Genomic DNA, 23,422 nt, shown 5'->3' on the forward strand with positions numbered 1-23,422 from the left:
GTCGCGAGGGCTGGGGATAACTCCGGCAGCGTTCGTCCGTCTTCGCCATGCTCCTGACCATGGAACCCTTCACCAGCGCCAGCCGTCCGCCCCGCACCGCCTCGTCCTTCCCCGACGAGCACGCCGCCGAGACCTTCGTGGGCGAGGTCATCAACGGCCACGCCCCCGAGGTCTTCGACTGGCTCGACTCGGGTCGCCCGTGGCTGATGGTCGAGGACAGCTTCGGCGTGCCGACGGGCCGGTTGGGCAGCCCCCGGGGCGTCGTCGAGGTCACGGGCGTCCGCGTCGTCCTGGCTCGCGACGCGCGGATGCCCGACGGCTTCCGGGTCCACACCGCCTATCCGGAGCCGGGCCTGGAGCCCCACACCGACCTCCCCGTCCTGCGGCACCTCACGGGCGTCTACTTCCACCAGGACTGGGACCACGACTTCGGGACCTACCCCGTCGCCCTGGCGACGTTCCTGCGCGACTCCCCCGAGTTCGCCCGCCCCCTCCTCGAGGAGCTCGACCGGGTGCGGCCGCTCACCGAGGGCGAGCTCGACCGGCTCTTGGAGGAGCTCGGCTGCCAGTTCACCCTCGCTGCCGGGGAGACCTGGCACGGCTGGGTCGAGGACCTCGCGCGGCGGGTGGAGCACGCCACCTCGCAGTCCACCCCATGAGGATCGCGTTCCTCGGCGAGGGCTACTCCAGCGCCGCCGAGGAGCTCGCCACCGGCAACGAGGTCCTCGCCGTCGCCGCCGGGATCCTGGCGCAGCGGCTGGATGGCTGCGGCGGCATGGCGGGCGACGACGCGACCAGCCACGACTTCGCGCAGGCCTACGACCAGGCAGCGCCCCAGGCGCTCGCCACCCTGGCCGACCTGACCGACACCTTCGGGAGCCTGGCCCTCCTGCTGGCCGCCTCCGAGACCAACCACGCGGCCGCCGAGGAGGCCAGCGCCGGCCGGTCCGACGTGCCGCGCAGAGCCGCGCCGACGCTGAGCAGCTTCACCCCCGGCCCGCTGCCGAGCGCAGCCGGCGGCACCCCCGCTCCCCCCGGCGACGTGAAGGGCTGGATCGTCGACCAGGTCGAGGGCTTCGCCTGGCCCTCGGCGGACATCGCCGCACTGCGTCGGGCCGGTGCCGCCTGGCGCTACGCCGCGCGGATCGTGGCCGACCTGCCCGACTCCTGCGCGGTGGCCGCGGATCGACTCCAGAACGAGGTCTCCCCCGAGGTGCCGCTCGCTCTGGACGCCCTCGCGGAGATCCGTGGCCTGGTCGCCGACGTGCAGGCCGATCTCACCGCGCTGGCCCAGTCGTGCGAGGAGTACGCCGACCGGGTCGAGGCGGCGCACCAGGCGATGCACGCGGTGCTCGACGAGATCATCGCCATGCTGGTGGAGGGCGCGGTGGTCTCCGGCGTGCTCGCCCTGCTCAGCGGCGGGGTTGCCGCTCTCGGCGGGGCCGGAGTGGTCTCGGCCAAGATCGCCGCCAAGGCGCCGAAGCTGCATGCCCTCGCGCTCGCCCTCGCGGCGTACGCCGGCACCTCCGCCAGCGGGGTGCGCGCCGCCGGTCAGGGGCTGGCTCACTCACAAGGGCAGCTCTCGAAGTTCGTGCGGGCGCGGGCGCGGCTGCGGGACGAGCGGGGGTCGCTGGGTGGCGGTGCGGGTCGCGTCCCCGGGAGCTGGCGGTTCCCCTCCTTGCGGCAGCCGGGCTGGCTGAGAACTCATGAGGGCCCGGGGCACACCCTCGAGCGGCACGTAGGAAAGTCCGACGGGTTCCTACGTGGGCGTTTCGCCAACAGCAAACTGAAGCACTCTTCAACCTATGTCGACCAAGACACCGCCGAACGCGTCATCGCCGATGGGATCGAGTCACAGAGCGATGTGGTCCAGCGATGGCTGGCGGGCCCTCACGACGTCACCAAGCTGACGCTCGAGCATCCGGCTCATGCCTCGGTCGGGCGCATCCTGGGCCGCGATGGCATGGTCCACGAGGCGACGAAGGTGCGCATCGTCCTGATAAGAGACGCAAAGATGGACGAGGGCTTCCGACTCCTCACGTCCTTCCCACACATATGACCGAAAGCGACTGCTCCCGATGAACAAGCGCTTCCCTGCTTTGGATCACTTGATGGGCGCTTACTTCCATGAGGACTGGGACCTCCTCTACAAGAACGACGTGTGGCTGCTCCTCGACGACTTCCTGCGCGGTTCCGGGAGTCTGGCGAGGAGACTGCCCGAGGAGATCGATCTACTGCTGAACGAGATGGACGACGTCCAACTGGACGCGTTCCTCGACGCGGAGGGCCTGAACTACACAGGGTCCGAGTTCTCCGGTGGATACCGAGAATGGCTGAGTGAGACCGCCCGACGCGCCCGCCTCGGACCCGACGACTCACTCCTCCCCCCGCCTTTCACCGACTGGCGCACCGGGCGGTACACGACGCGCTTTCGGGACGAGGAGACGGGACAGCGCCTCACGGAGGCCGTTGTCCGCGCGCACCAGGACCAGATTGAACGGTGGCTCGAGACCGACGAGGAGCGACTTGTCATCGAGGGGACTTTCCCGATGCCAGTCGGGAGCGTCGGCAACTATCGGCTGGGAATGAGCGACCAGCACGTCGTACGAGTGATCCTCAGCCAGGATGCTGAACAGCCCGAGAGGTTCCGAGTGGAGACCTCGTTTCCGGAGTTCCCCCGGCGCGGACGCACGGACCTGCCCGGCCTCCGACACCTGTGCGACGCCTACTTCTTCGACCGCTGGGACGCCCGTCAGGAGTACCCGGAGGTCATCGCCGCCTTCGCCACCGGCTCCGGCCCCTATGCCGACGCCCTCCTCGAGGAGATCGAGCGACTCCGGCCTCTCTCCGAGCAGGAGCTCGAGGCGCTGCTCGACGAGTTCGGCCTCCAGTTCAGCCTCGTCCGCGACGAGACCTGGCACGCCTGGCTGGACGACCTCGCTTCCCGCATCCACGAAGCACGCTCGACCCGCACTCAGGGGAACACCGGCGACTCGTAGAGCGATCAGAGGCAGGCCGGGTCCAGGTCCAGCGTCGTCCGGTCGCCGGCGGCCAGCAGGTCCAGCATCGGGCCCACCTTGGGCAGCTCGCGGCCGAAGAAGTAGGCCGTGGCCGCCCGCTTGCCGTCGTGGAAGGCGCCCTCGCGGCCCTCGGCGACCAGGAGCTGCTCCAGCCAGAGCCAGGCGACGACCACGTGCCCGGTCGCCTCGAGGTAGGCGGTGGCGTCGGCCAGGATCTCGGCGGGCGTCCCGCGGCCGGCGACCTGGGCGGTCACCTCGAGCAGGCGGTCGAGCACGCCGCCGAGCTGGTAGGCGTAGAACTGCGCGGTCTCGACCTGGGCGGCCCGGCTGATCGTCGTCCGGATCCGGTCCGCCAGCAGCCCGAGGCCGGCGCCGCCGTCGAGCAGGACCTTGCGGCCCAGCAGGTCCTGGGCCTGGATGCCGTGGGTGCCCTCGTGGATCGGGTTGAGCCGGTTGTCGCGGTAGTGCTGCTCCACGTCGAAGTCACGGGTGTAGCCGGCCCCGCCGAGCACCTGGATCGCCAGGTCGTTGGCGGTCAGGCACCACTGGGAGGGCCAGCTCTTTGCGATCGGGGTGAGGACGCCGAGCAGCTTCTCCGCGGCGCTCACCTCGCCGGCGTCCTCGAGCGAGGCGATGTCGTCGACCAGCCGCGCGCAGTAGAGGTTGAGCGCCAGCGCGCCCTCGACGTACGACTTCTGCGCCAGCAGCATCCGGCGCACGTCGGGGTGGTCGACCAGCGGCACCTGCGCGGTCTCGGGCGAGGCGCCGGCGGGTCGGCCCTGCAGCCGGTCCCGCGCGTAGGCCAGCGACTTGAGGTAGCCGGTGTAGCCGAGTGCGGTGGCGCCCAGCCCGACGCCGATCCGGGCCTCGTTGATCATGGTGAACATCGCGGGGAGGCCCCGGTTGAGCTCGCCCACCAGGTAGCCGACCGCTCCCGGACGACCCCCGGGTGTGTAGGCGCCGTCGCCGAGCACGGGCGCAGTGTTGACGGTGCCGCGGAAGCCCATCTTGTGGTTGATCCCGGCGAGCACGACGTCGTTGCGCTCACCGATCGAGCCGTCCTCGGCGACCAGGTGCTTGGGCACCAGGAAGAGCGAGACGCCCTTGGTGCCGGCCGGGGCGCCGGGGGTGCGCGCCAGCACCAGGTGGACGATGTTGTCGCCCATCTCGTGGTCGCCGCCGGAGATCCACATCTTGCGGCCGAAGAGCCGGTAGCTGCCGTCGTCCTGGGGCTCGGCCCGGGTGGTGATGTCGGCGAGGTTGGACCCGGCGTGCGGCTCGGAGAGCGCCATCGTGCCGAAGAAACGGCCCTCGATCATCGGCTGCACGTAGCGCTCGACCTGCTCGGGCGTGCCGTGCACGGTGAGCAGGTTGGCGTTGGCCATGGTGAGCAGGGCGTAGCCGGTGGTGCCCACGTTGGCGGCGTGGAACCACGCCATCGCGGCGTTGAAGACCGACGTGGGCAGCTGCATCCCGCCGACGGACTCCCCCAGCGGCGCGGCCAGAAAGCCGGCGTCGGCAAAGGCGCGAAGCGCGGGCTCCACCTCGGGCACCAGCTCGACCTTCTCCCCGTCGAAGCGGGGCTCCTCCAGGTCGGCCTTGCGGTTGTGCGGGGCGAACGACTCTGTGGCGATCTGCTCAGCCAGCCGGAGCAGGTCCTCGACGGTGTCGCGCGAGTGGTCGGCGTACCGCGCCCGCTCGAAGAGCCGCTCCGTGCCGAGCCAGTCGAACAGCAGGAACTCGAGGTCGGCGCGGGACATGATCTGGCTCATCGCCGCAGGCTACCCGCCGTGGTCAGCAGGGGGCGCAAGTCTTGCGGGTGGGGGCGATGCTGGAGGCATGAGCGAGAAGTCGAGCTATGACGTGGTGGTCGTCGGTGGTGGGGCCGCCGGCCTGAGTGGCGCCATGGCGCTGGGGCGCTCGCGGCGCCGGGTGCTGGTGGTCGACGCGGGCGAACCGCGCAACGCGCCGTCGGCGCACGCGCACAACTACCTGGGCCGCGAGGGCGTCGCGCCGCTCGACCTGCTGGAGTCCGGGCGCGCCGAGGTGGCGGCGTACGGCGTGGAGGTCGTCACCGACCGGGTGAGCGAGGTCGTGGGCTCGGCCGACGACTTCACCGTCACCACGGCGAGCGGCCGGCAGATCAGTGCCCGCCGGGTCCTGGTGACCGGCGGCGTGCTCGACGAGCTGCCCGAGGTGCCCGGGCTGGCCGACCGGTGGGGCACCGACGTGCTGCACTGCCCCTACTGCCACGGCTGGGAGGTGCGCGACCGGGCGATCGCCGTGCTGGCGACGAGCGCGGTGGCTGCCCACCAGGCACTGCTCTTCCGCCAGCTCTCCGACGACGTCGTGGTCGTCGTCGCGGACGGCGTGGAGCTGCCGGACGCGGACGTGGAGCGGCTGGAGGCCGTCGGCGTACGCCTGCTCTCCGGCACCCCGCGCGAGGTCGTGGTCGAAGGCGACCGCCTGCTCGGTCTCCGGTTGGCCGACGGGTCGGTGCTGGAGCGGGACGCCGTCGTGGTGGCCTCCGAGCCCCACGTCCGCGTCGACTTCCTGGGCCCCCTGCCTCTGGCGCCCGAGCCGTTCGAGATGGGCGGGGTGGTGATGGGCTCGGTGCTGCGGGTCGACGCCCTCGGCGCCACCGCGGTGCCGGGCGTGTACGCCGCGGGGAACGCCACGGACATCAGCATGACCCTGATGGCCTCGGCCGCCCACGGCAACCGGGTGGGCGCCTCCATCAACGCCGACCTGGCGGCCGCCGACGCCGACCGAGCGGTCGCGGAGGCGCGCGCGCAGCGGTTCGAGCGCCCGGCGTGGGAGGAGCGCTACTCCGGGGAGCGGGTGTGGAGCGGACGGGTCAACCCCCAGCTCGCCGCGGAGGCCGTGTCGCTGACACCGGGCCGGGCGCTCGACGTGGGCTGCGGCGAGGGCGGTGACGCGATCTGGCTGGCCCAGCACGGCTGGGCTGTCACCGCGGTCGACTTCGCCGAGGCGGCGCTGGCGAAGACGGCCGAGCACGCCGCCGGGGCCGGCGTCGGCGACCGGGTGGAGACCCGGCAGGTCGACGTCCGGACCTGGGAGCCCGGCGAGGAGCGGTGGGACCTGGTCAGCTCGCAGTTCATGCACCTCCCGGACGGCGGGATGGTGGCGGTGACCCGGCGGCTCGGCTCGGCCGTCGCGCCGGGAGGCACCCTGCTCGTCGTCGGCCACCACCCCGACGACCACGCGACCGGCGTCCGGCACGGGCACCGCTCGTTCCTCTTCACGCCCGAGTCGCTGCTGCCCGCCCTCGACGAGGGCGAGTGGCAGGTGGAGGTGTGCGAGGCGCGCGACCGCACCCAGGCCCACCCGCAGACGGGCGAGGAGATGAGGGTGCGGGACTCGGTGCTGCGGGCGCGGCGGCTCTAGAGCCGGTGGTCGTAGCCGAACTCCTGGCGCAGGCCCGAGTCGACCCCGTTGGCCTCCAGCACCTCGGCGGAGCGCTCGACCACCCGCCGTGTCGGCAGCACGTGGAGGAACATCAGGGTCAGGCCGATGACCGCGCCGAGCAGGTAGAGCAGGTAGGAGGAGTCGAGGAAGGCGAAGACGATCCCGAGCAGAACCGGCGCCTCGGCCAGCGCGAACCGCAGGATCATGCCGGCCTGGTAGCGCCCCTGCGCCGCCTTGCGGGCCTGACCCGCCTCGGTGCCGGGGGCGAGCGGCGGCAGGTTGTAGCCCATCGACGGGATGAGTGCGAAGAGCGCCACCCCGGCGACCAGGAGGATCCCGGCGAAGACCGGGTCCGGGGTGCCGGTGAGCCAGCTGTCGCCCGACTCCGCGTCGCTGCTCCCGACGAAGGCGAGCACCAGCCCGATCAGGACCGGGGCGCCGACGAGGGCCCCGGTCAGGATGCGGACGGTCTGGGCGAAGCTGCTGGCGGCAACAGGCTGGGACGACGACATGGGCGTCAGTCTGACGTATGGGTGGCGCTCATCGCAGCGCCAGGTGGACGACGGCCGTCTTGATCACGTCGTACTGCTCGTCGGTCAGCTCGCCGACGACGTGGGCGACCTCCACCTCGATGAAGCTCTCGGAGGGTCCGTCGAGCGCCCCCTCCATCTTCAGCTGGATGATCTCGAACCGGCTGAGCCGATCCCTCTCGGAGGGCTGGTCGTCGGGGAGGCTCGACACGAGGCAGGCGATCCTCGGGGCCGCCTCCTCGACGTCCACCCGTCCGTCGTTGATCTCCTGCAGCAACTGCGTCAGCTCGCTCATCCGCCATCTCCCACTGGGCTAGACCGTCACACCCTGTGCAACGACGGGGAGGCCGATTGGCTACGCGGACCTCCCAGAGCCTGTCCTGGTCGCCCGGGCCGGGCTACCGTGAAACGTGATGGACGAGCCACAAGCTCCCAATCGCTCGGTTGGAACTCTCGGGTTGACCTTCGTCGCAATCGGCGGCGTCGTCGGCTCCGGAGTGCTGTTCGCCCCCCTCTTCGCCGCGCAGCAGGCCGGCCCCGCCGCGATCCTCGCCTGGCCCATCGCGGGGATCATGCTGATCGCGGTGGCTCTGGTCTATGCCGAGGTCTCCGCCATGCTGCCGGTCGTCGGCGGCCTCGGGCTGCTGCCCACCTTCAGCCACGGTCAGGGGGTCGGGATCGCGATCGGCTGGGTGGCGTGGGTGGGCTACGTGACGGCGGCGCCGATCGAGACCCAGGCGATGCTGGAGTACGCGAGCAACGAGCCGGCGTTCGACTGGCTCTTCGTCGCCGAGGCCTCCGCCAACGGGCAGAGCGCTCTCAGCGTGGGAGGGATCGTGGCCGCGACGGTCGTCCTCGTGGTCTTCACGGCGTTCAACGCCTTCGGGGTCGCCCTCTTCGCCCGGGTCAACACCCTGGTGACCTGGGTCAAGCTCCTCATCCCGCTCGTCGTCGCCGTGGCACTGCTGACCCGCTTCTCCTCCGCCCCGATCCAGGAGAAGGGATTCGCTCCCGAGGGCATGACCGGGGTGCTCAGCGCGATCACCACCGGCGGGGTGGTCTTCGCCTTCCTCGGCTTCCGGCACGCGCTCGACCTCGCCGGGGAGGCACGGCGACCGCAGCGGGCCATCCCGGTCGCGCTCGTCGGCGGGATCATGATCTGCGTCGTGCTCTTCACGGTGCTGCAGCTCGGCTTCATCGGCGCGGTCGACCCCGCCGACCTCGACCGGGGCTGGGCCAGGCTCGACCAGGGCGGGGCCAACGGTCCCCTGGCCGCCATCCTCTCGGGGCTGGGCATGGCCCTGCTGGCCAAGCTGGTCGTGGCCGACGCCGTGCTGGGGCCGTTCGGCGCGGGCCTGGTCTCCACCGCCTCCAGCGGGCGCCTCACGGTGGCGGTCGCGGAGAACGGGCTCTTCCCACGCGCTGTGGCCGTCTTCTCGCGGCACGGTGTCCCGCTGCGGGCGATGGTCCTCAACCTGGTGGTCGGGCTGGCCCTGCTCCTGGCCTTCCGGGACGGCTGGTCGGAGCTGCTCTCCTTCAACTCGGGCGCGATCGTGCTGTCGATGTGCCTGGGACCGATCACGGTGGTCGCGCTGCGCCGGCAGGTGCCCGATCGGACGCGGCCGTTCCGGCTCCCCGCCCTGGCGGTGGTGGCGCGGTTCGCCTTCGTGGTGGTCGGCCTGATCGTCTACTGGACCGGCTGGGAGACGATGATCAAGCTGACCCTCCCGATCGGCGTCGGCATGGTGGTGCTGGCCGGGCGTCTGCTTCGCAATCCGGAGTTGGCACGGGCGCTCTCGCTGCGCTCGCTCGTGTGGCTCGGCCCCTACTACGCCGGGCTGCTCCTGCTGACCTTCGTCGGCAGGTTCGGCGGCGGCCGGGAGTGGCTCCCCAACGGCGTCGACATGGTGGCGGTCACCGCGTTCTCCCTGCTGATGTTCGAGTGGGGGGTGCGGGCGGCGCTGCCGGCCTCCGAGGCCGCCGCCGCGGTCGCCGCGGTGCCGGAGGTCCGGCAGCCGGCGTAGGTCGGGGTCAGGCCCGGGTCGGCGCGACGGGCTCGACCTCATCCCCCTGACGACTCCGACGAATCTGCGCTTTTCCCACCCACGCGTGGAACTCCTGGCAAGCTCCCAGCCGTGGCCCAGGAGAGCGAGTTCCCGTCCGGACTCTACGAGTCCTTGTGGACTGAGCAGCTCGATGCGCGGCTCGTCGGCGACCCTCGCCAGATCGATCTAGGCAGGGTCGATGACGCGGACCAGCCGCACGTCCTGACCCGGCACCTGGCGTCAGCACTGCACGCGCGCTTGGCGTCAGTGAAAGACCCGGTAGCCCGCCTCGCGACCGCGAACTCCATCCTGAGGTCTATCCAAGACACCAGCGCCGACGCCGTGCTGTCGCCAGTGCAGGAGTTGCACGCCGTCCTTCCTCAGCCAGGCCCTGGGTCACCCGTGCGGCCCTCGCTGCGCCCCAAGACTCCGCTCAACGACGCCGCGCTCCTGACCAATGCCCAGGGGGAGCCCAGCCTCGCCTCGGAACTGCGCGCCGAGATCACCTCAGCGGACTCGATCGATCTCCTCTGCGCCTTCGTCATGTGGCACGGGCTGCGACTCATCGAGCAAGAGCTCGAGCACGCTCGTCAGGCCGGGGTCCCCATTCGAGTGGTGACGACCACGTACATCGGTGGCACCGAGCGACGCGCCTTGGACCGCTTGGTCCGGGACTTCGGGGCGCAGGTGAAGATCCAGTACGACGCCAAGCGCACCCGCCTGCACGCCAAGGCGTGGATGTTCGGTCGAGCCACGGGCTACGACACGGCGTACGTCGGGTCGTCCAACCTGACCACCTCGGCGATGCTCGAGGGCGTCGAGTGGAACGTGCGGCTCAGCGCGGCTGCCACGCCCAGTCTCCTGGACAAGTTCCGAGCCACCTTCGACTCATATTGGAACAGTCCCGAGTTCGAGCCCTACGACCCGGAGCGGGACGCAGACCGGTTGGACGACGCCCTCCTTGAGGCCAAGGGAGTCAAAGCCTCTGACCGCGTCACGATCACGCTGGCCGGGCTCGACGTCCGTCCTTACGCCTACCAGCAAGAGATGTTGGACGCGATCGAGGTCGAGCGTGTGCTGCACAACCGCCATCGCAACCTCGTAGTCGCCGCCACCGGAACGGGCAAGACGGTGATCGCGGCCCTGGACTACCGCAACCTGGCTCGAGCCGCAGGATCACAACCAAGCCTGCTGTTCGTGGCTCATCGCCAGGAGATTCTCAAGCAGTCCATGCGCACCTACCGCGAGGTGCTGGGCGACGGCGACTTCGGAGAGCTCTATGTGGGTGGTCAGCGACCGGAGCGCTGGAAGCACGTGTTCGCCAGCGTCCAGTCGCTGACGTCGTACGGCATCGCGAACATCCCTGCCGACGCGTACGACATCGTGGTCATCGACGAGTTCCATCACGCAGAAGCTCGCACCTATCGGCGGCTCTTGGAACACCTTCAGCCGCGAGAGCTCCTGGGCCTCACCGCGACCCCCGAACGGGCGGATGGGTTGGACGTGCGTGGCTTCTTCGAGGGCCGCACCGCCGCGGAACTCAGGCTGTGGGACGCCCTAGGAGCCGATCTCCTGTGTCCCTTCCACTACTTCGCCGTGGCCGATGGCACCGACCTTCGGGCCGTGACCTGGGCGCGTGGTCGCTACGACGACACGCAACTGGACAACGTCTTCACGGGCAATGACGTGCGTTCACGCATCATCCTGGCGGCCGTACGGGACAAGGTCGCCGACGTCGCACGCATGAGGGCACTCGGCTTCTGTGTCAGCGTGGCGCACGCCGAGTACATGACCCGCGCCTTCAATGATGCGGGCATTCCCGCCCAGTCCGTGACGGGCGCGACCCCGCAGGACCAGCGGGCCCAGTCACTGCGCGATCTGCGGGATGCTCGTGTCAACGTCCTCTTCACCGTGGACGTCTTCAATGAGGGGCTCGACATTCCTGAGGTCGACACGGTGCTGTTCCTCCGCCCCACGCAGAGCGCCACGATCTTCATGCAGCAGCTCGGACGCGGCCTACGGCGCACGCACACCAAAGCCGTGCTCACCGTGCTGGATTTCGTGGGCTATCACCGCAAGGAGTTCGACTTCGGCAGCAGGTTCGCCGCCCTGACCGGACTTCACGGCAAACAGCTGGAGAAGGCTGTCCAAGAGGACTTCCCCTTCCTCCCGTCCGGATGCCAGGTTCGTCTGGACCGGCAGACCCAGCAGGTGGTGCTGGAAAACCTCAAGTCCCAGTTGGGGAATCGCTGGACCCAGATCGTTGCTCAGCTTCGTCATCGCCAGGACAAGACGCTTGACTCCTTCCTGGCCGGATCGGGACTTGAGCTCAGCGACGTCCTGCGCCGTGGCAGTCACTCCTGGACCAAGCTTCGGAAGGATGCCGGGCTCCCCACCCTGCCCGGATCGGATCTTGAGCAAAGGTTGCTCAAACGCGTGCGCGCGTTCGCGCACGTCGACGACCCGGTCCGTGCGTCGTTCTACAGCGGCTTCCTCGAGGGGGACTCCGCCAAGTACGACGACCTGTCGCCCGTGGAGCAGCGCCTCGCCCGCATGCTCTATTACTCCCTGTGGTCGGACGGGGGTGGCTACGAGAGCGTCACGGACGGATTCGACGCGGTCCGTCGGGAGGTGGCGACGCGCGCCGAGATCTCCACCGTCGTGAACCTGAGTTTCCAAGCGGCTCGGCACGTACCCGTCCCGCTCGACGAGTCGTTGAGCGGCGTTCCGCTGCAGATTCATGCCCGCTACCAGCGCGAAGAGATTCTCGCGGCGCTCGACTTTCCTCGTCTGCCCAACAGCTTCCGCGAGGGCGTGCTCTACCTCCCCGACCTCAACGTGGACGCGTTCTTCATCACCCTGAAGAAGTCTGAAGCCGACTACTCCCCCACCACCATGTACGCCGACTACCCGATCTCCCGAGACCTGTTCCACTGGGAGTCACAGTCCACGACGTCGGTGCAGTCGAAGACTGGTCAGCGCTACCTCAGCGGGTCCAGCACGGTGCTGCTGTTCGCCCGTCAGGAGCCCAAGGACGAGTTCGGGACCGCGCCCTACCTGTTCTTGGGGCCGGCTACGTACGTCAGCCACACCGGCGATCGGCCGATCGCCATCACCTGGCGACTCCGAACCCAGATGCCGACGGACTTCTTCAACCACGCGTCCGCGGTCGCTCAGTAGTCACTGCTTCTGCCATTTCTAGGAGGTCCCGTGTTCCGACGTCTCTCGCCCGTCCTTCTGTGCACTCTGGCACTCGTCATGCCCGCTGGCGTGGCGCAAGCCGCGTCCGCGAAACCAGTCATCATGACTCCTCGCCAAACGGCCGAAGTGGTGGAGGGCGACGTGCTGGAGATCCGTGCACGCATTCCGGCTGCCAAGAACGTCCGCAAGGCGACTCTTGAGAGTTTCGAGAAGTCGATCTACTCGACTCTGTCCACGTGGGAGCCGGTGAAGGCCATGGCAGTCCGCGGGCGCAAGAAGCTTGTCTTCAAGATCACCGCCCAGCACGAGAACACCAAGAGGTTCCGCGTGCGCATCGAGACCAAGGCAGGACGCAGCAAGGCGTCCAAGCCGGTGGCCATCAAGGTGTGGCGGTGGATCCCGCTTCGTGAGTTCACGCCGTACCAGCAGACCACCGCGACGGGCGTCACGGAGACGACCCTCTCTGGCCGCCGGATGCCGGCGTGGGGCGGATTGACCTACTACCCCGCCCGCTCCTGGGAATCGCGCTACACCCCTGGGCGCAACTGCAAGATGTTCCGTGGTCTCGCCGGTCTCTCGGACGCGTCTGCGGATGGGACCACTGGCACGGTGACGCTCTCGGCTGAGGAGCAGCCGCTCTGGACCTCCCCCGTCCTGACTCCCGGCGCCGCCCATCCGTTCGAGGTCGCACTGAACCTTCCCTACCGAATGTCACTCTCCGCGACCAACACCTCTGCGCCCGAGCTGAATGCATATCCGCTCGTTGGCGACCCTGAGCTTCTGTGCACGGGCATGTAGCGACCTTCATGTCAGACTCTTGACATCAAGACACCAGGAGCGCCCACGTGATTCAGCCCTATGAAGATCCGGCCAAGACCACGGAGTTCAACTTCGGGCTGCATCACGTTCAGTTGGCTCTGCCGCCCGGCGGTGAGGACGCGTGCCGTGCGTTCTACGTCGGCGTACTCGGCCTGACCGAGGTTCAGAAGCCCGCGGCGCTCGCTGCACGCGGCGGACTATGGGTCCGCGCCGACTCACTGGAGATCCACCTCGGTGTGGAGGCGGACTTCAGGCCGCAGAAGAAGGCGCACCCGGGACTGCTCGTCTCCGATCTGGACGCGCTGGCGCAGCGGCTCAGCGCGCACCAGTGGCCCTTGACGTGGGATGACGCCTTCCCCGGTATGCGGCGGTTCTATACCGAGGACAACAACGGCAACCGGCTGGAGTTTCTGCAACCTCACTGATCCCGTAGACGACAGTAGGATGACGTATCAGACGACAGGTCGGATCCGACCGCGTCCTCTTGGCCGCTCCGCCACCGGTGACCCACTCGCCGAGCCAGCGGGACGAGCAGCAGAACCCAAGCAACTAGTCCGGCGACAAGGATGGTGGCGTAGTGCTCCGGACTCGGCTGGGTGAGGATCCCCCCCACCATGGACTCGCGACTCCACTCCATCTCACTGTACAGGTGTAAACCGATGACCAGCGCGGCAAGGATGCCTGCGACGGCGACCGCCGACTCATGGATGACGGCGGTGGTGCGAGATCCGAAGGTGAGCAGGCCAAGGGGAAGGCTGACCACAAACACCGACGCGTAGAAGATGGCACTGCTATTAAACGCAACCTCCAGCCCGTGGTTAGTACGGCCGCCGGGAGCCATCATGTGCTTCTGCGGGAACAGCAGGTCCGCGAGCAAACCACCACTAACGGCGATGAGCGCAGAAAGTACGACGAATCCCGTAACGCACTGAGACCTCTTGGTTTCGACATTCATGTCGCACTGCCCTTCATGATTCGCGTGGGGGATAATGACTGCACGCCCTCTATCGCCCCGTCATTTGACTTTCTATAGGACGACCATCGGAGGGAGCCTGTCAACAATTCAACAGCAGTCGACGACAGGTGCCTGCTTCGCTGACAGTCTCAAGCGACCGTTGGCGGCGGTGAGGCACTCGGCGCTGTCTTGGCGTCAACGAAGCGAGCACGCCATGTGGCGAGGGTGGTTTTGCCGCTTGCGTCTTCGGTGGCCCAGAAGTCCCAGCCGTTCGCTGCGCCGCCCTTCACGGCGGCGGCTGCTGCCGAGGGCGTGGGGTAGGTGGCGCCTTGGTAGGGGATAGTGCCGTCGGTGTTGAGGGTGCCGCTGGCTGGCCACGCCGAGTTGGTGGACGTCACTGTCGTGGGGGTGGTGGGGAGGAAGCCTGCTGTGATGATTTGCTTGAGGGTGATGCCCACGAAGCGGCTGGTCCGGGTGGCACGGGTGGTCGTGGTGATGGTGCCCGAGTCGTCAGCGGTGGCGGTGTCGTAGCCCAACAGTCTGAGGACGCGGGCGATTGGGGTGATCGCGTTCTGGAGCGAGGCGCGTTCGAACGCGGGCAGGGTCTCATCCGAGGGGCGGTTCCCGTTGGAGGGGCGGGCGTCTTCGGCGGCATCGAGCAGGGCGACCTGTGCGGAGTTGAACCCATGTGTCGTGTCGCGTTGCACCAGCAGGGCACGCCGCCAGTGGTCTTTGCCTCGCACGTGCGCGGTGAGCCTGCTCCGCAGGCCAGCCGGTGCCTTCCCGACGTAGCAGCCCCACGAGCCGTCGGCTTGCGGCGGGTCGAGAAGGATGTAGACGCCCGGCTTGTCCCACTCGGATGCGTCGACGCGCATGGCGTGGTTGCGCTCCACGACCGCGATGCGTAGCGCCGCGTGTTGGTCGAAAGCACCAAGCAAGAACGCCTGAGCCCCCGAAGGATTCCTTCGGGGGCTCAGTCGTTGTCGTTCAGTGGCTGATCACGAACTCAGCACTTGTCGCAGCACCTGTCGCAGTACTTGTCGCAGCACTTGTCGTTCGCTCAGCATCGGACTGTCGTCCTATGCAGGTCAGATCAGCTGCAACCCGAGGTGCTCCCGCACCCTTCGCACACGTAGCACGACCCAGCCGGACGCATCTTGGTCCCACACGTCATGCAGAGCGGGCTGTCGACCGCGGTCCCGGTGAGCTTCTCAAAGAGCTCGGCGGAAGTGTGCGCCTCGCCGGTGGTCGGGCGAGCCGGCACCTCGCGGGCCTCGGCACCGTGGGTGTCCTTGGTCTCGACCTCCTCGAGGTCGAAGGACGCGGTGTCGGTCTTCAGGGACTCGGCCTCGCTGATCTCGACGAGCGGCTCGTAGGAGCCGGTCTCGAGGTGGCGCTGCCGCTCCTCGGCGGAGTAGATGCCGAGCATCGACCGCTCGTCGAAGGACATGTAGTCCAGAGCCAGGCGGCGGAAGATGTAGTCCATGATCGACTGCGCCATCCGGACGTCCGGGTCGTCGGTGAGACCGGCGGGCTCGAAGCGCAGGTTGGTGAACTTCGAGACGTAGGTCTCCAGCGGGACGCCGTACTGCAGGCCGATCGAGACCGCGATCGAGAAGGCGTCCATCACGCCGGCCAGGGTCGAGCCCTGCTTGCCGAGCTTGAGGAAGACCTCGCCGAGCTCGCCGTCGTCGTGGGCACCGGAGGTCATGTAGCCCTCGGCACCGCCGACGGTGAACGACGTGGTCCGCGAGACCCGCGACTTGGGCAGCCGCTTGCGGGTGGGGGCGTAGACGACCTTCTCCACCACGGTCGGCTCGACGGCGGCGGCCGCGGCCTTGTTGGAGTCCTGGCCCTTGTTCTCGCCCTTGCCGCTGGCCAGCGGCTGGCCGACCTTGCAGTTGTCGCGGTAGACCGCCGTCGCCTTGAGCCCCAGCTTCCAGGACTGAAGGTAGATGTCGGAGATCTCCTCGACCGTGGCGTTCTCCGGCAGGTTGACCGTCTTGGAGATCGCACCGGAGAGGAACGGCTGGCACGCCGCCATCATCCGCACGTGGCCCATCGGGGCCAGCGCGCGCGCACCCATCGCGGTGTCGTAGACCTCGTAGTGCTCCTGCTTGAGACCCGGCGCGTCGATGACGTGGCCGTGCTCGGCGATGTAGGCGACGATCGCCTCGATCTGCTCGGGCTGGTAGCCCAGCTTCTTCAGCGACCGCGGCACCGTCTGGTTGACGATCTGCATCGAGCCGCCGCCGACCAGCTTCTTGAACTTCACCAGGGAGAAGTCGGGCTCGATGCCCGTGGTGTCGCAGTCCATCATGAAGCCGATGGTGCCGGTGGGCGCGAGCACGGAGGCCTGTGCGTTGCGGAAGCCGTTCTTCTCGCCCAGCTTGATCACCTCGGCCCACGCGCTCGTGGCCAGCTTGAGCACCCGGCTGTCCTCGGTGTGCAGCACCCGCACCTGGTCGTTGGCCGACTGGTGCTTGCGCATGACCCGCTTGTGGGCCTCGGCGTTGCGGGCGTAGCCGGCGTACGGGCCCACCACGGAGGCGAGCTCGGCGGAGCGCTTGTACGACGTCCCGGTCATCAGGCTGGTGATCGCGGCGGCCATCGAGCGGCCACCCTCGGAGTCGTAGCCCAGGCCCATCGCCATCAGCAGCGCGCCGAGGTTGGCGTAGCCGATGCCGAGCTGGCGGTAGTCGACGGTGGTCTGGCCGATCGACTCGGTCGGGAAGTCGGCGAAGCAGATCGAGATGTCCATCGCGGTGATGATGAACTCGACCGCCTTGGCGAAGAGGTCGGCGTCGAAGGTGTCGTCGTCCTTGAGGAACTTCAGCAGGTTGAGCGACGCCAGGTTGCACGAGGAGTTGTCGAGCGACATGTACTCCGAGCACGGGTTGGACGCGGTGATCCGGCCGGTCTCGGGGTTGGTGTGCCAGTCGTTGATGGTGTCGTCGTACTGCAGGCCCGGGTCGGCGCACTCCCAGGCGGCCTTGCTGATCTTGGCGAAGAGCTCACGGGCGTCGACGGTCTCGATGACCTCGCCGGTGTCGCGGGCCCGCAGGCCGAACTCACGGCCGTCCTCGACCGCCCGCATGAACTCGTCGCTGACGCGCACCGAGTTGTTGGCGTTCTGGTACTGCACGGAGGTGATGTCCTTGCCGCCCAGGTCCATGTCGAACCCGGCGTCGCGCAGCGCGCGGATCTTGTCCTCCTCGCGCGCCTTGGTCTCGACGAACTCGACGATGTCGGGGTGGTCGACGTCCAGGACGACCATCTTGGCGGCCCGGCGCGTGGCGCCGCCCGACTTGATGGTGCCCGCGGAGGCGTCGGCACCGCGCATGAAGGAGACCGGGCCCGAGGCCGTGCCGCCGCTGCTCAGCAGCTCCTTGGAGGAGCGGATGCGGGAGAGGTTGAGGCCGGCGCCAGAACCGCCCTTGAAGATGAACCCCTCTTCCTTGTACCAGTTGAGGATCGAGTCCATGGAGTCGTCGACGCTGAGGATGAAGCAGGCCGACACCTGCTGCGGGGAAGAGGTGCCGACGTTGAACCAGACCGGGGAGTTGAACGAGAAGTACTGGTTGACCAGCAGCCAGGTGAGCTCGTGCTCGAAGATCTCGGCGTCCGCGGGGGTCGCGAAGTAGCCGTGGTCGATGCCGGCCTTGGTGTAGGTCTTCACCACGCGGTCGATGAGCTGCTTGAGGCTCCACTCGCGCGCGTCGGTGCCCACGGCGCCACGGAAGTACTTGGTGGTGACGATCGTGGAGGCGTTGACGCTCCAGAAGTCGGGGAACTCGACGCCGCGCTGCTCGAAGACAGCCTCGCCGGTCTTCCAGTTGGTCTGGACGACGTCGCGGCGCTCCCAGTTGATCGCGTCGTAGGGGTGGGTGCCTTCGGTGCTGAAGATGCGCTGCATCTTCAGGCCCCCCTTGTTCACCGTCTTCGTCATGGGTTCTCCTCAGTCCTGGCTTCGTTGCGTCGGTCTGTCATCTGGTTCTTGCTCTGTGTTGAGCGCCCGGCACGCAGCTTCCCCACTACGTGCCGGGCGGATCGTGGGCTAGCCCGTCGGGACGGGCAGCGCCGCGCGCTCGGCGCGCAGCATGGCGATCTCCGCCTCGAAGTCGGCCGCGCTCTCGAACGCGCGGTAGACGGAGGCGAAGCGCAGGTAGGCGACCTCGTCGAGCTCGCGCAGCGGGCTGAGGATGGCGAGGCCGACCTCGTGGGCCGGCACCTCGGCGACCCCCTCGCTGCGCAGGGTGTCCTCGACCGCCTGGCCGAGGCAGGCCAGCTGGTCCTCGGTCACCGGCCGGCCCTTGCAGGCCTTGCGGACCCCGTGGATGGCCTTCTCCCGGGCGAACGGCTCGGTGGCGCCGGAGCGCTTGAGCACCAGCAGCTGCATCTGCTCGACGGTGCTGAACCGCTTGCCGCAGGCCTGGCAGGTACGCCGGCGGCGGATCTGGCCGCCGTCGTCGGAGACCCGGGAGTCGAGGACCCGCGTGTCGGTGTGCCGGCAGTGCGGACAGTGCATGGGGGTCTCCTTCCGTTCGGGTCGAGGAGAGGAGCCCTTCCGGGCACCGCGACGACACCGCCCTTACAGGTCTAACACCTGTGGATGAGCGGCTATTTCCTGTGGATGAATCGGCTTCGCCTGTGGGTGGGAGCCCGGCGACTGTTAACTACATGTGGAAAACCACAACGGTGTAACTACTAGATGTAGTGGTAACCGTACGTCCCCGGCACCACCTGCGCAACCTGAACCGGCGAAGTCGGCGCCCGGTTTCGCAGGACGCCCTCGGGCACCGGCAAAGTCGCAGGTCAGGGCCCCTGCCGGGGTCCGGATCGGTCTGGACCGCGGCGTGTCGCGGCCCCGATCCCCGGGCCGCGGGACTGGACCGGCCTGACACAATGAGGCCGTGGCGACGGGGAAGAGAGCAGGCGCGAGGCGGGCGGCTCCTGCCCGCGCGAGCCGCCCGGCCCGCGCCGCCCGGCCCGCGCGCTCCGCGCCGCCCTTCGACCCAGCAATCCTGGGGCTCGCCGCCGGGATCACCCTCTGCGTGATCGCCTGGGGCTATCTCGTCTACGCCGCCATCGACTTCGGCATCGCCGGACGCTCCGGCAGCTCCGGCGGCTGGCTGATGCTGGCGCTCGCCTCGCTGGGCGCCATGGCCTGCCTCTTCGTGGGGCTGATGCTCGCCTCCCGTCTGACCGCGGCGCTCGGGCTGGCCAGAGAAGCTGCCGCCCACCGCTCCGAGCCGGAGGACCTCCCGGGGCCGGCCGAGCCCACGTCGGACCCGGCCCCCGCTCCCCCGGCCCGGGCAGCTCGGCCTCCCGGCGGTCGCCGGATCTCTCGCCGCTGACCTGCCCGTACCGACGGCGGGCCCCACGACGACGTCCACCCTTGGACACAGGGAGAGGCGGGGCCCGGCAGGGCCCCGCCTCTTGTCTTCCCCATCCGCCGGCCGGGGTCGAGGCGACCGGCGGAAACTATTCAGTTGTATCCACCGGCCGGGGTCGAAGCGACCGGTGGAGGCTGGAGGGGTGAGGCCAGCGGCTTCGTCACTCAGCGAGCGGGACGCGGAGCTTCTGGCCGATCGTGACCATCCCGGAGTCGAGGGCGTTGAGCCGCTCGATCTCCCCCATCACGGCGCGCACGTCACCGTCTTCGGCGATCGCGGCGGCGATGCCCCACAGGGTGTCGCCGTCCTCGACCATCACGATCTCGGTGGGCGCCGGCGTGCCCGACTCCTGCGTGGCGACAGAGCCGCCGCCCAGGAAGACTCCCGCGACAAGCACGAAGAGGAGAGCGGCGACGAAGACGACGACACGGCCGCGCCGGGTCAGGCGGACGCCGCCCCGCTCCGGTCGAACCTCCGCACGGGGCGCAGCAGGCCGCAGCTCACGGACGGGGGCGAGCTGGCGGGTGGGGGTGAGAGTCATCGTGCTCATCGGGACCTCCTGGGGAAGTGGCGGTCAGCCTGTGGGTGTTGCTGTCGAACTGATGTCTAACTGCGACCACCGACAGTCCTGACGAAGCACTGGGGCGATCCGTCTCGATCACACGTTCGATCGAACACATGTGCGACGTTAGATCAGGTGTTCGAACGAATCAAGGACCTGGCCGAACAATTGTTCGATGGCGTGTCGCCCCGCCGGCCGGGCGGATACCCTCGCCACGTGCGCAGGCAGGACTGGACGCGTGAGCGACGCGTCGTACGACGGGTGGTCGCCAACGCCGCCGCGCCGGACGCCGGCTCACCCGACGCCGTCTGGCCCGCCTCCGTCCCGGCGGTCGCCCAGGTGCTGCGCGAGGGACTCGAGATGGCCGAGGGCGTCACGCTGCTCGTCGGGGAGAACGGGTCCGGCAAGTCGACCCTGGTGGAGGCGGTGGCGATGGCGTTCGGCCTCGCGGCCGAGGGGGGCACCCGCAACGTGCAGGAGGGGACGCGTGCCACCGAGTCACCGCTGCATCAGTGGCTCGACCTGGAGAAGTCCCCGGGAGCCCCGCGCTGGGGGTTCTTCCTGCGCGCCGAGACGATGCACGGCTACTTCACCCGGCAGGAGGGGTTCGCCACCGGTCAGGACCCGCGCTACCACGAGATGAGCCACGGCGAGTCGTTCCTGGCCCTGCTGCGCTCCCGGTTCGACTCCCCCGGGCTCTACTGCCTCGACGAGCCGGAGGCGGCGCTGTCGTTCAGCGCCCAGATCGCCCTGGTGGCGACGCTGCACGAGCTGGCCGGCCGCGGAGCGCAGGTGCTGTGCGCCACCCACTCTCCCCTGGTGGCGGCCCTGCCCGGCGCCCGGCTCCTCGAGGTGGGGCCGTGGGGGATCCGGGAGACGACGTGGGACGAGCTGGAGCTGGTGAGCCACTGGCGGCGCTACCTGGACGCGCCGATGCAGTACCTGAGGCACGTCCTCGACTGAGGACCACCAACGCCGCGCCCGGTCGCCATCCGCCACAAAGCACAGTGATGTCATCAGTTTCAGGCATGCGGGTGTGATTCCCGCGCGAATAGCGTGGCTGCATGCGCGATCTCCTGACCACTCCCATGGAGACCATCGAGGCCGATCTCGAGGCCCTGGTCGTCACCATGGCGCAGTCCCCGGCCTTCAAGACCGTCGAAGAGCCGGACGCCACGGTCTACTGGTCCCACCTCCCGCTCGAGGTGTGCAACGTGATCGCCAACGCCCGGATCGCCTCGGCCGACGTCGCCGGGCGCGTCCCCGAGCTCCTGGCGCCCTTCCTTGACCGAGGGCTCCCCTTCCAGTGGATGACCACCCCCGAGACCACCACCCCGGCACTCGAGGCCGCTCTGGCCCAGGCCGGCCTGGTGGCGACCGAGGCGGCGGCGATGCACGTCAACCTGGACCGGCCGATCGACCCCGAGGCCCCCGACGACGTCTACATCGACGTCGTGTGGCCCGACCACACCGAGCCCGTCGCGGCCACGATCTTCGCCGGGCTCGGCCTCCCGGCGCACGCCGGGGGCACCCACATGGACTTCCTGGACACGATGGACCCGGCCGACCACCAGTTCTTCATCGCGCGCAGCTCCTTCACCGGCGACCCCCAGGGCGCCGGGACCTCCCACCGCCGCGGGAACAGCGTGATGCTGGGCAACATCGTCACGCTCCCCCAGGCCCACGGGCGCGGCCTCGAGCGAGCCCTGGCCGGCACCATGATGAACCGGGCCCGGGAGACCGGCGCCGGCACCGCCACGGTGATCGCCGCCGAGGAGACCTACCAGGCCCTGGTGGACCTGGGCTTCCGTACCGGGTTCAACGTGGTCAGCTGGGTCTGCAGCCCCTGACCCTGAGCGACACGCCCGTTCGAACACCTGTTTGAACTCCGCCTCCTGGCGCACTACGGTGAGGTCACCGAGACCGCACCACCCCCAGGAGGCACCGCATGCCCAAGACGCGCGAGACGAGCGGCAAGGTCGTCCCGATGCCGGACGGGCCGCCGGACGCGACCGGGCTCACCCCGCGTCAGCAGCGGATCCTGCTCTCCATCAAGGACTCGCTCGAGCAGCGTGGCTACCCGCCGAGCATGCGCGAGATCGGCCGGGAGGTCGGCCTCACCAGCTCCAGCAGCGTCGCCCACCAGCTCAAGGTGCTGGAGGAGAAGGGCTACCTCAAGCGCGACCCCAACCGCCCTCGGGCCCTGGAGGTCTTCCTGCCCGAGGTGCTGGCCGCCCGCCGGGCGATGAGCAGCGCCGAGGAGTCGTCGTTCGACCCGACGGGTGTGGGTGACGCGGCGCCCGCCGCCCAGTACGTCCCGGTCCTCGGCCGGATCGCCGCCGGCGGGCCGATCCTGGCCGAGGAGCGCGTCGAGGACGTCTTCCCGCTCCCCAAGCAGCTCGTCGGCGACGGCACCCTCTTCCTCCTCGAGGTCTCGGGCGACTCGATGATCGACGCGGCCATCTGCAGCGGCGACTACGTGGTGATCCGGCAGCAGCCGGATGCCGCCAACGGCGAGATCGTGGCCGCGATGATCGACGGCGAGGCGACCGTCAAGACCTTCCAGCGCAAGGACGGCCAGGTCTGGCTGCTGCCCCACAACGACGCCTACGAGCCGATCGACGGCACCCACGCCACCATCCTCGGCAAGGTCACCGCGGTCCTGCGCCGCATGTGATCCTGGCCCGGGAGGTCAGGCTAAACTCGCGGCGATGCGACGGTCCCGAGCAGAGCCCCAGTCCTCACCGGCCCCGCCGCTCGCCGAGGGGGTCTCGCCGGAGGTGTTCCGCACCCGGCCCGACGACCGCTTCAAGCTGACGGCGGAGTCGAAGGACCTGCTCGACGCGCTCTCCCGGGCGAGCGCGGAGGCCGGCTGGGTCTCGGCGCTGGGCTACAACCTCACGATCAGCCACAGCCACCGCTTCGTCTGGTACCGGGTCGCCAAGGTCGCCACCCGCACCGTGCGGCACCACTTCGCCACCCACGAGGTCTCCCTCGACGTCGACCACGCGATGCGGGTGCGCTACCCGACGGCGCTCTTCGCCGACTACTTCGCCTTCGCCTTCGTCCGCGACCCGCTCGAGCGGTTCCTCTCGGCCTGGCAGGACAAGGTCGTCAACACGAACTACTTCAAGTTCGACGGCGACACCCACGCCCGGATGCAGCGGGTCGAGGAGTTCGCCCGGTGGACCGCCACCCACGACCTGCGCGCCGTCCCGGGCACCGACCAGCACCTGGCGCTGCAGACCCGACTGATCGACCTCGACCGGGTCGACTTCGTGGGACGGCTGGAGACCTTCGACCGCGACTTCGCCGAGGTCTGCGAGCGGGTCGGCGCGCCCGCCGTGCCCGCCCGCCCGCGCAACCAGACGGCCCCCGGCGGGCGTCGGCTCGACGTCTCGGACGAGCTCCGCGAGCTGGTCAGCGCGATGTACCGGCGCGACTACCAGATCCTCGGCTACTGAG

At 69.2% G+C, this 23,422-nt stretch carries 21 protein-coding genes; 13 read left to right on the forward strand and 8 right to left on the reverse strand.

Annotated features, from left to right (window positions below):
• Positions 1 to 59: 59 nt before the first annotated feature.
• Genes AC4BGE_RS15220 through AC4BGE_RS15230 form a run of 3 tightly spaced genes read left to right on the forward strand, consistent with a single transcriptional unit; the run spans position 60 to position 2,999 of the window.
• Positions 60 to 659, forward strand: a complete 600-nt coding sequence (locus tag AC4BGE_RS15220; RefSeq protein WP_490575808.1) for a contact-dependent growth inhibition system immunity protein — start codon at positions 60 to 62, stop codon at positions 657 to 659.
• Positions 656 to 2,059, forward strand: coding sequence for an RNase A-like domain-containing protein (locus tag AC4BGE_RS15225; protein WP_490575809.1), 1,404 nt, complete (start codon positions 656 to 658; stop codon positions 2,057 to 2,059). Before AC4BGE_RS15220 ends, AC4BGE_RS15225 begins: the two co-directional genes overlap by 4 nt.
• A 19-nt stretch (positions 2,060 to 2,078) precedes the next feature.
• Entirely contained in the window at positions 2,079 to 2,999 is a 921-nt protein-coding gene (locus AC4BGE_RS15230; protein WP_490575810.1) for a contact-dependent growth inhibition system immunity protein, read from the forward strand.
• Between the two features lie 5 nt (positions 3,000 to 3,004).
• Here AC4BGE_RS15230 and AC4BGE_RS15235 read toward each other — a convergent pair whose 3' ends face one another.
• Complete coding sequence (locus tag AC4BGE_RS15235; RefSeq protein WP_490575811.1) at positions 3,005 to 4,792, reverse strand: acyl-CoA dehydrogenase; 1,788 nt, start codon at positions 4,790 to 4,792, stop codon at positions 3,005 to 3,007.
• 67 nt (positions 4,793 to 4,859) lie between these two features.
• On the opposite strand from AC4BGE_RS15235, the gene AC4BGE_RS15240 reads away from it, so the two are divergent.
• Positions 4,860 to 6,428: an FAD-dependent oxidoreductase gene (locus AC4BGE_RS15240; RefSeq protein ID WP_490575812.1), complete on the forward strand. Its 1,569-nt coding sequence runs from the start codon at positions 4,860 to 4,862 to the stop codon at positions 6,426 to 6,428.
• On the opposite strand, the gene AC4BGE_RS15245 is transcribed toward AC4BGE_RS15240, so the two are convergent.
• The gene (locus tag AC4BGE_RS15245; RefSeq protein WP_490569533.1) at positions 6,425 to 6,961 is read right to left on the reverse strand and encodes a hypothetical protein; all 537 of its coding nucleotides are present in this window, start codon (positions 6,959 to 6,961) and stop codon (positions 6,425 to 6,427) included. The two genes, AC4BGE_RS15240 and AC4BGE_RS15245, sit on opposite strands and share 4 nt — an antisense overlap.
• 28 nt (positions 6,962 to 6,989) lie before the next feature.
• On the reverse strand, positions 6,990 to 7,274 hold the full coding sequence (locus AC4BGE_RS15250; RefSeq protein ID WP_490569534.1) for a hypothetical protein: 285 nt from the start codon (positions 7,272 to 7,274) through the stop codon (positions 6,990 to 6,992).
• A gap of 163 nt (positions 7,275 to 7,437) precedes the next feature.
• Here AC4BGE_RS15250 and AC4BGE_RS15255 point away from each other — a divergent pair, with 163 nt between their 5' ends.
• The 4 genes from AC4BGE_RS15255 to AC4BGE_RS15270 all read left to right on the forward strand — a co-directional run bounded on the left by AC4BGE_RS15255 (position 7,438) and on the right by AC4BGE_RS15270 (position 13,469).
• Entirely contained in the window at positions 7,438 to 9,003 is a 1,566-nt protein-coding gene (locus AC4BGE_RS15255) for an APC family permease (protein WP_490575813.1), read from the forward strand.
• A gap of 111 nt (positions 9,004 to 9,114) precedes the next feature.
• Complete coding sequence (locus AC4BGE_RS15260) at positions 9,115 to 12,204, forward strand: DEAD/DEAH box helicase (RefSeq protein ID WP_490575814.1); 3,090 nt, start codon at positions 9,115 to 9,117, stop codon at positions 12,202 to 12,204.
• A gap of 30 nt (positions 12,205 to 12,234) precedes the next feature.
• On the forward strand, positions 12,235 to 13,023 hold the full coding sequence (locus tag AC4BGE_RS15265) for a hypothetical protein (RefSeq protein ID WP_490575815.1): 789 nt from the start codon (positions 12,235 to 12,237) through the stop codon (positions 13,021 to 13,023).
• Between the two features lie 47 nt (positions 13,024 to 13,070).
• Entirely contained in the window at positions 13,071 to 13,469 is a 399-nt protein-coding gene (locus tag AC4BGE_RS15270) for a VOC family protein (protein WP_490575816.1), read from the forward strand.
• Here the strand turns inward: AC4BGE_RS15270 and AC4BGE_RS15275 are convergent.
• The 4 genes from AC4BGE_RS15275 to nrdR all read right to left on the reverse strand — a co-directional run bounded on the left by AC4BGE_RS15275 (position 13,463) and on the right by nrdR (position 18,527).
• Positions 13,463 to 13,999: a hypothetical protein gene (locus AC4BGE_RS15275; protein ID WP_490575817.1), complete on the reverse strand. Its 537-nt coding sequence runs from the start codon at positions 13,997 to 13,999 to the stop codon at positions 13,463 to 13,465. The genes AC4BGE_RS15270 and AC4BGE_RS15275 overlap by 7 nt on opposite strands.
• Positions 14,000 to 14,148: 149 nt before the next feature.
• On the reverse strand, positions 14,149 to 14,892 hold the full coding sequence (locus AC4BGE_RS15280) for a restriction system modified-DNA reader domain-containing protein (protein ID WP_490575818.1): 744 nt from the start codon (positions 14,890 to 14,892) through the stop codon (positions 14,149 to 14,151).
• A gap of 200 nt (positions 14,893 to 15,092) precedes the next feature.
• A complete protein-coding gene (locus tag AC4BGE_RS15285; protein WP_490575819.1) occupies positions 15,093 to 17,948 on the reverse strand; it encodes a vitamin B12-dependent ribonucleotide reductase in 2,856 nt (951 codons plus the stop codon).
• A gap of 108 nt (positions 17,949 to 18,056) precedes the next feature.
• A complete protein-coding gene (gene nrdR, locus AC4BGE_RS15290) occupies positions 18,057 to 18,527 on the reverse strand; it encodes a transcriptional regulator NrdR (RefSeq protein WP_490569542.1) in 471 nt (156 codons plus the stop codon).
• Between the two features lie 385 nt (positions 18,528 to 18,912).
• Here nrdR and AC4BGE_RS15295 point away from each other — a divergent pair, with 385 nt between their 5' ends.
• Positions 18,913 to 19,356: a hypothetical protein gene (locus tag AC4BGE_RS15295; protein WP_490575820.1), complete on the forward strand. Its 444-nt coding sequence runs from the start codon at positions 18,913 to 18,915 to the stop codon at positions 19,354 to 19,356.
• 199 nt (positions 19,357 to 19,555) lie between these two features.
• On the opposite strand, the gene AC4BGE_RS15300 is transcribed toward AC4BGE_RS15295, so the two are convergent.
• Positions 19,556 to 19,945, reverse strand: a complete 390-nt coding sequence (locus tag AC4BGE_RS15300; RefSeq protein ID WP_490569544.1) for a LysM peptidoglycan-binding domain-containing protein — start codon at positions 19,943 to 19,945, stop codon at positions 19,556 to 19,558.
• Positions 19,946 to 20,173: 228 nt separating this feature from the next.
• On the opposite strand from AC4BGE_RS15300, the gene AC4BGE_RS15305 reads away from it, so the two are divergent.
• From AC4BGE_RS15305 to AC4BGE_RS15320, 4 genes are all read left to right on the forward strand, one after another.
• Positions 20,174 to 20,920 carry an AAA family ATPase gene (locus tag AC4BGE_RS15305; protein WP_490575821.1) on the forward strand — a complete coding sequence of 249 codons (747 nt, stop codon included), beginning with the start codon at positions 20,174 to 20,176 and terminating at the stop codon, positions 20,918 to 20,920.
• A gap of 101 nt (positions 20,921 to 21,021) precedes the next feature.
• Positions 21,022 to 21,807, forward strand: coding sequence for a GNAT family N-acetyltransferase (locus AC4BGE_RS15310; RefSeq protein ID WP_490575822.1), 786 nt, complete (start codon positions 21,022 to 21,024; stop codon positions 21,805 to 21,807).
• A gap of 98 nt (positions 21,808 to 21,905) precedes the next feature.
• Complete coding sequence (gene lexA / locus AC4BGE_RS15315) at positions 21,906 to 22,634, forward strand: transcriptional repressor LexA (protein WP_490569547.1); 729 nt, start codon at positions 21,906 to 21,908, stop codon at positions 22,632 to 22,634.
• Positions 22,635 to 22,668: 34 nt separating this feature from the next.
• Positions 22,669 to 23,421, forward strand: a complete 753-nt coding sequence (locus AC4BGE_RS15320) for a sulfotransferase family 2 domain-containing protein (RefSeq protein ID WP_490569548.1) — start codon at positions 22,669 to 22,671, stop codon at positions 23,419 to 23,421.
• Position 23,422: the final 1 nt, after the last annotated feature.

The organism is Nocardioides sp. Z50_6 (assembly GCF_058215755.1).

What these genes read in the sequence shown, in the direction of transcription:
- AC4BGE_RS15220 (WP_490575808.1), top strand. Translation starts at nt 60, where the DNA reads ATGGAACCCTTCACCAGCGCCAGCCGTCCGCCCCGCACCGCCTCGTCC.
- AC4BGE_RS15225 (WP_490575809.1), top strand. Translation starts at nt 656, where the DNA reads ATGAGGATCGCGTTCCTCGGCGAGGGCTACTCCAGCGCCGCCGAGGAG.
- AC4BGE_RS15230 (WP_490575810.1), top strand. Translation starts at nt 2,079, where the DNA reads ATGAACAAGCGCTTCCCTGCTTTGGATCACTTGATGGGCGCTTACTTC.
- AC4BGE_RS15235 (WP_490575811.1), bottom strand. Translation starts at nt 4,792, where the DNA reads ATGAGCCAGATCATGTCCCGCGCCGACCTCGAGTTCCTGCTGTTCGAC.
- AC4BGE_RS15240 (WP_490575812.1), top strand. Translation starts at nt 4,860, where the DNA reads ATGAGCGAGAAGTCGAGCTATGACGTGGTGGTCGTCGGTGGTGGGGCC.
- AC4BGE_RS15245 (WP_490569533.1), bottom strand. Translation starts at nt 6,961, where the DNA reads ATGTCGTCGTCCCAGCCTGTTGCCGCCAGCAGCTTCGCCCAGACCGTC.
- AC4BGE_RS15250 (WP_490569534.1), bottom strand. Translation starts at nt 7,274, where the DNA reads ATGAGCGAGCTGACGCAGTTGCTGCAGGAGATCAACGACGGACGGGTG.
- AC4BGE_RS15275 (WP_490575817.1), bottom strand. Translation starts at nt 13,999, where the DNA reads ATGAATGTCGAAACCAAGAGGTCTCAGTGCGTTACGGGATTCGTCGTA.
- AC4BGE_RS15285 (WP_490575819.1), bottom strand. Translation starts at nt 17,948, where the DNA reads ATGACGAAGACGGTGAACAAGGGGGGCCTGAAGATGCAGCGCATCTTC.
- nrdR (WP_490569542.1), bottom strand. Translation starts at nt 18,527, where the DNA reads ATGCACTGTCCGCACTGCCGGCACACCGACACGCGGGTCCTCGACTCC.
- AC4BGE_RS15300 (WP_490569544.1), bottom strand. Translation starts at nt 19,945, where the DNA reads ATGAGCACGATGACTCTCACCCCCACCCGCCAGCTCGCCCCCGTCCGT.
- AC4BGE_RS15310 (WP_490575822.1), top strand. Translation starts at nt 21,022, where the DNA reads ATGCGCGATCTCCTGACCACTCCCATGGAGACCATCGAGGCCGATCTC.
- lexA (WP_490569547.1), top strand. Translation starts at nt 21,906, where the DNA reads ATGCCCAAGACGCGCGAGACGAGCGGCAAGGTCGTCCCGATGCCGGAC.
- AC4BGE_RS15320 (WP_490569548.1), top strand. Translation starts at nt 22,669, where the DNA reads ATGCGACGGTCCCGAGCAGAGCCCCAGTCCTCACCGGCCCCGCCGCTC.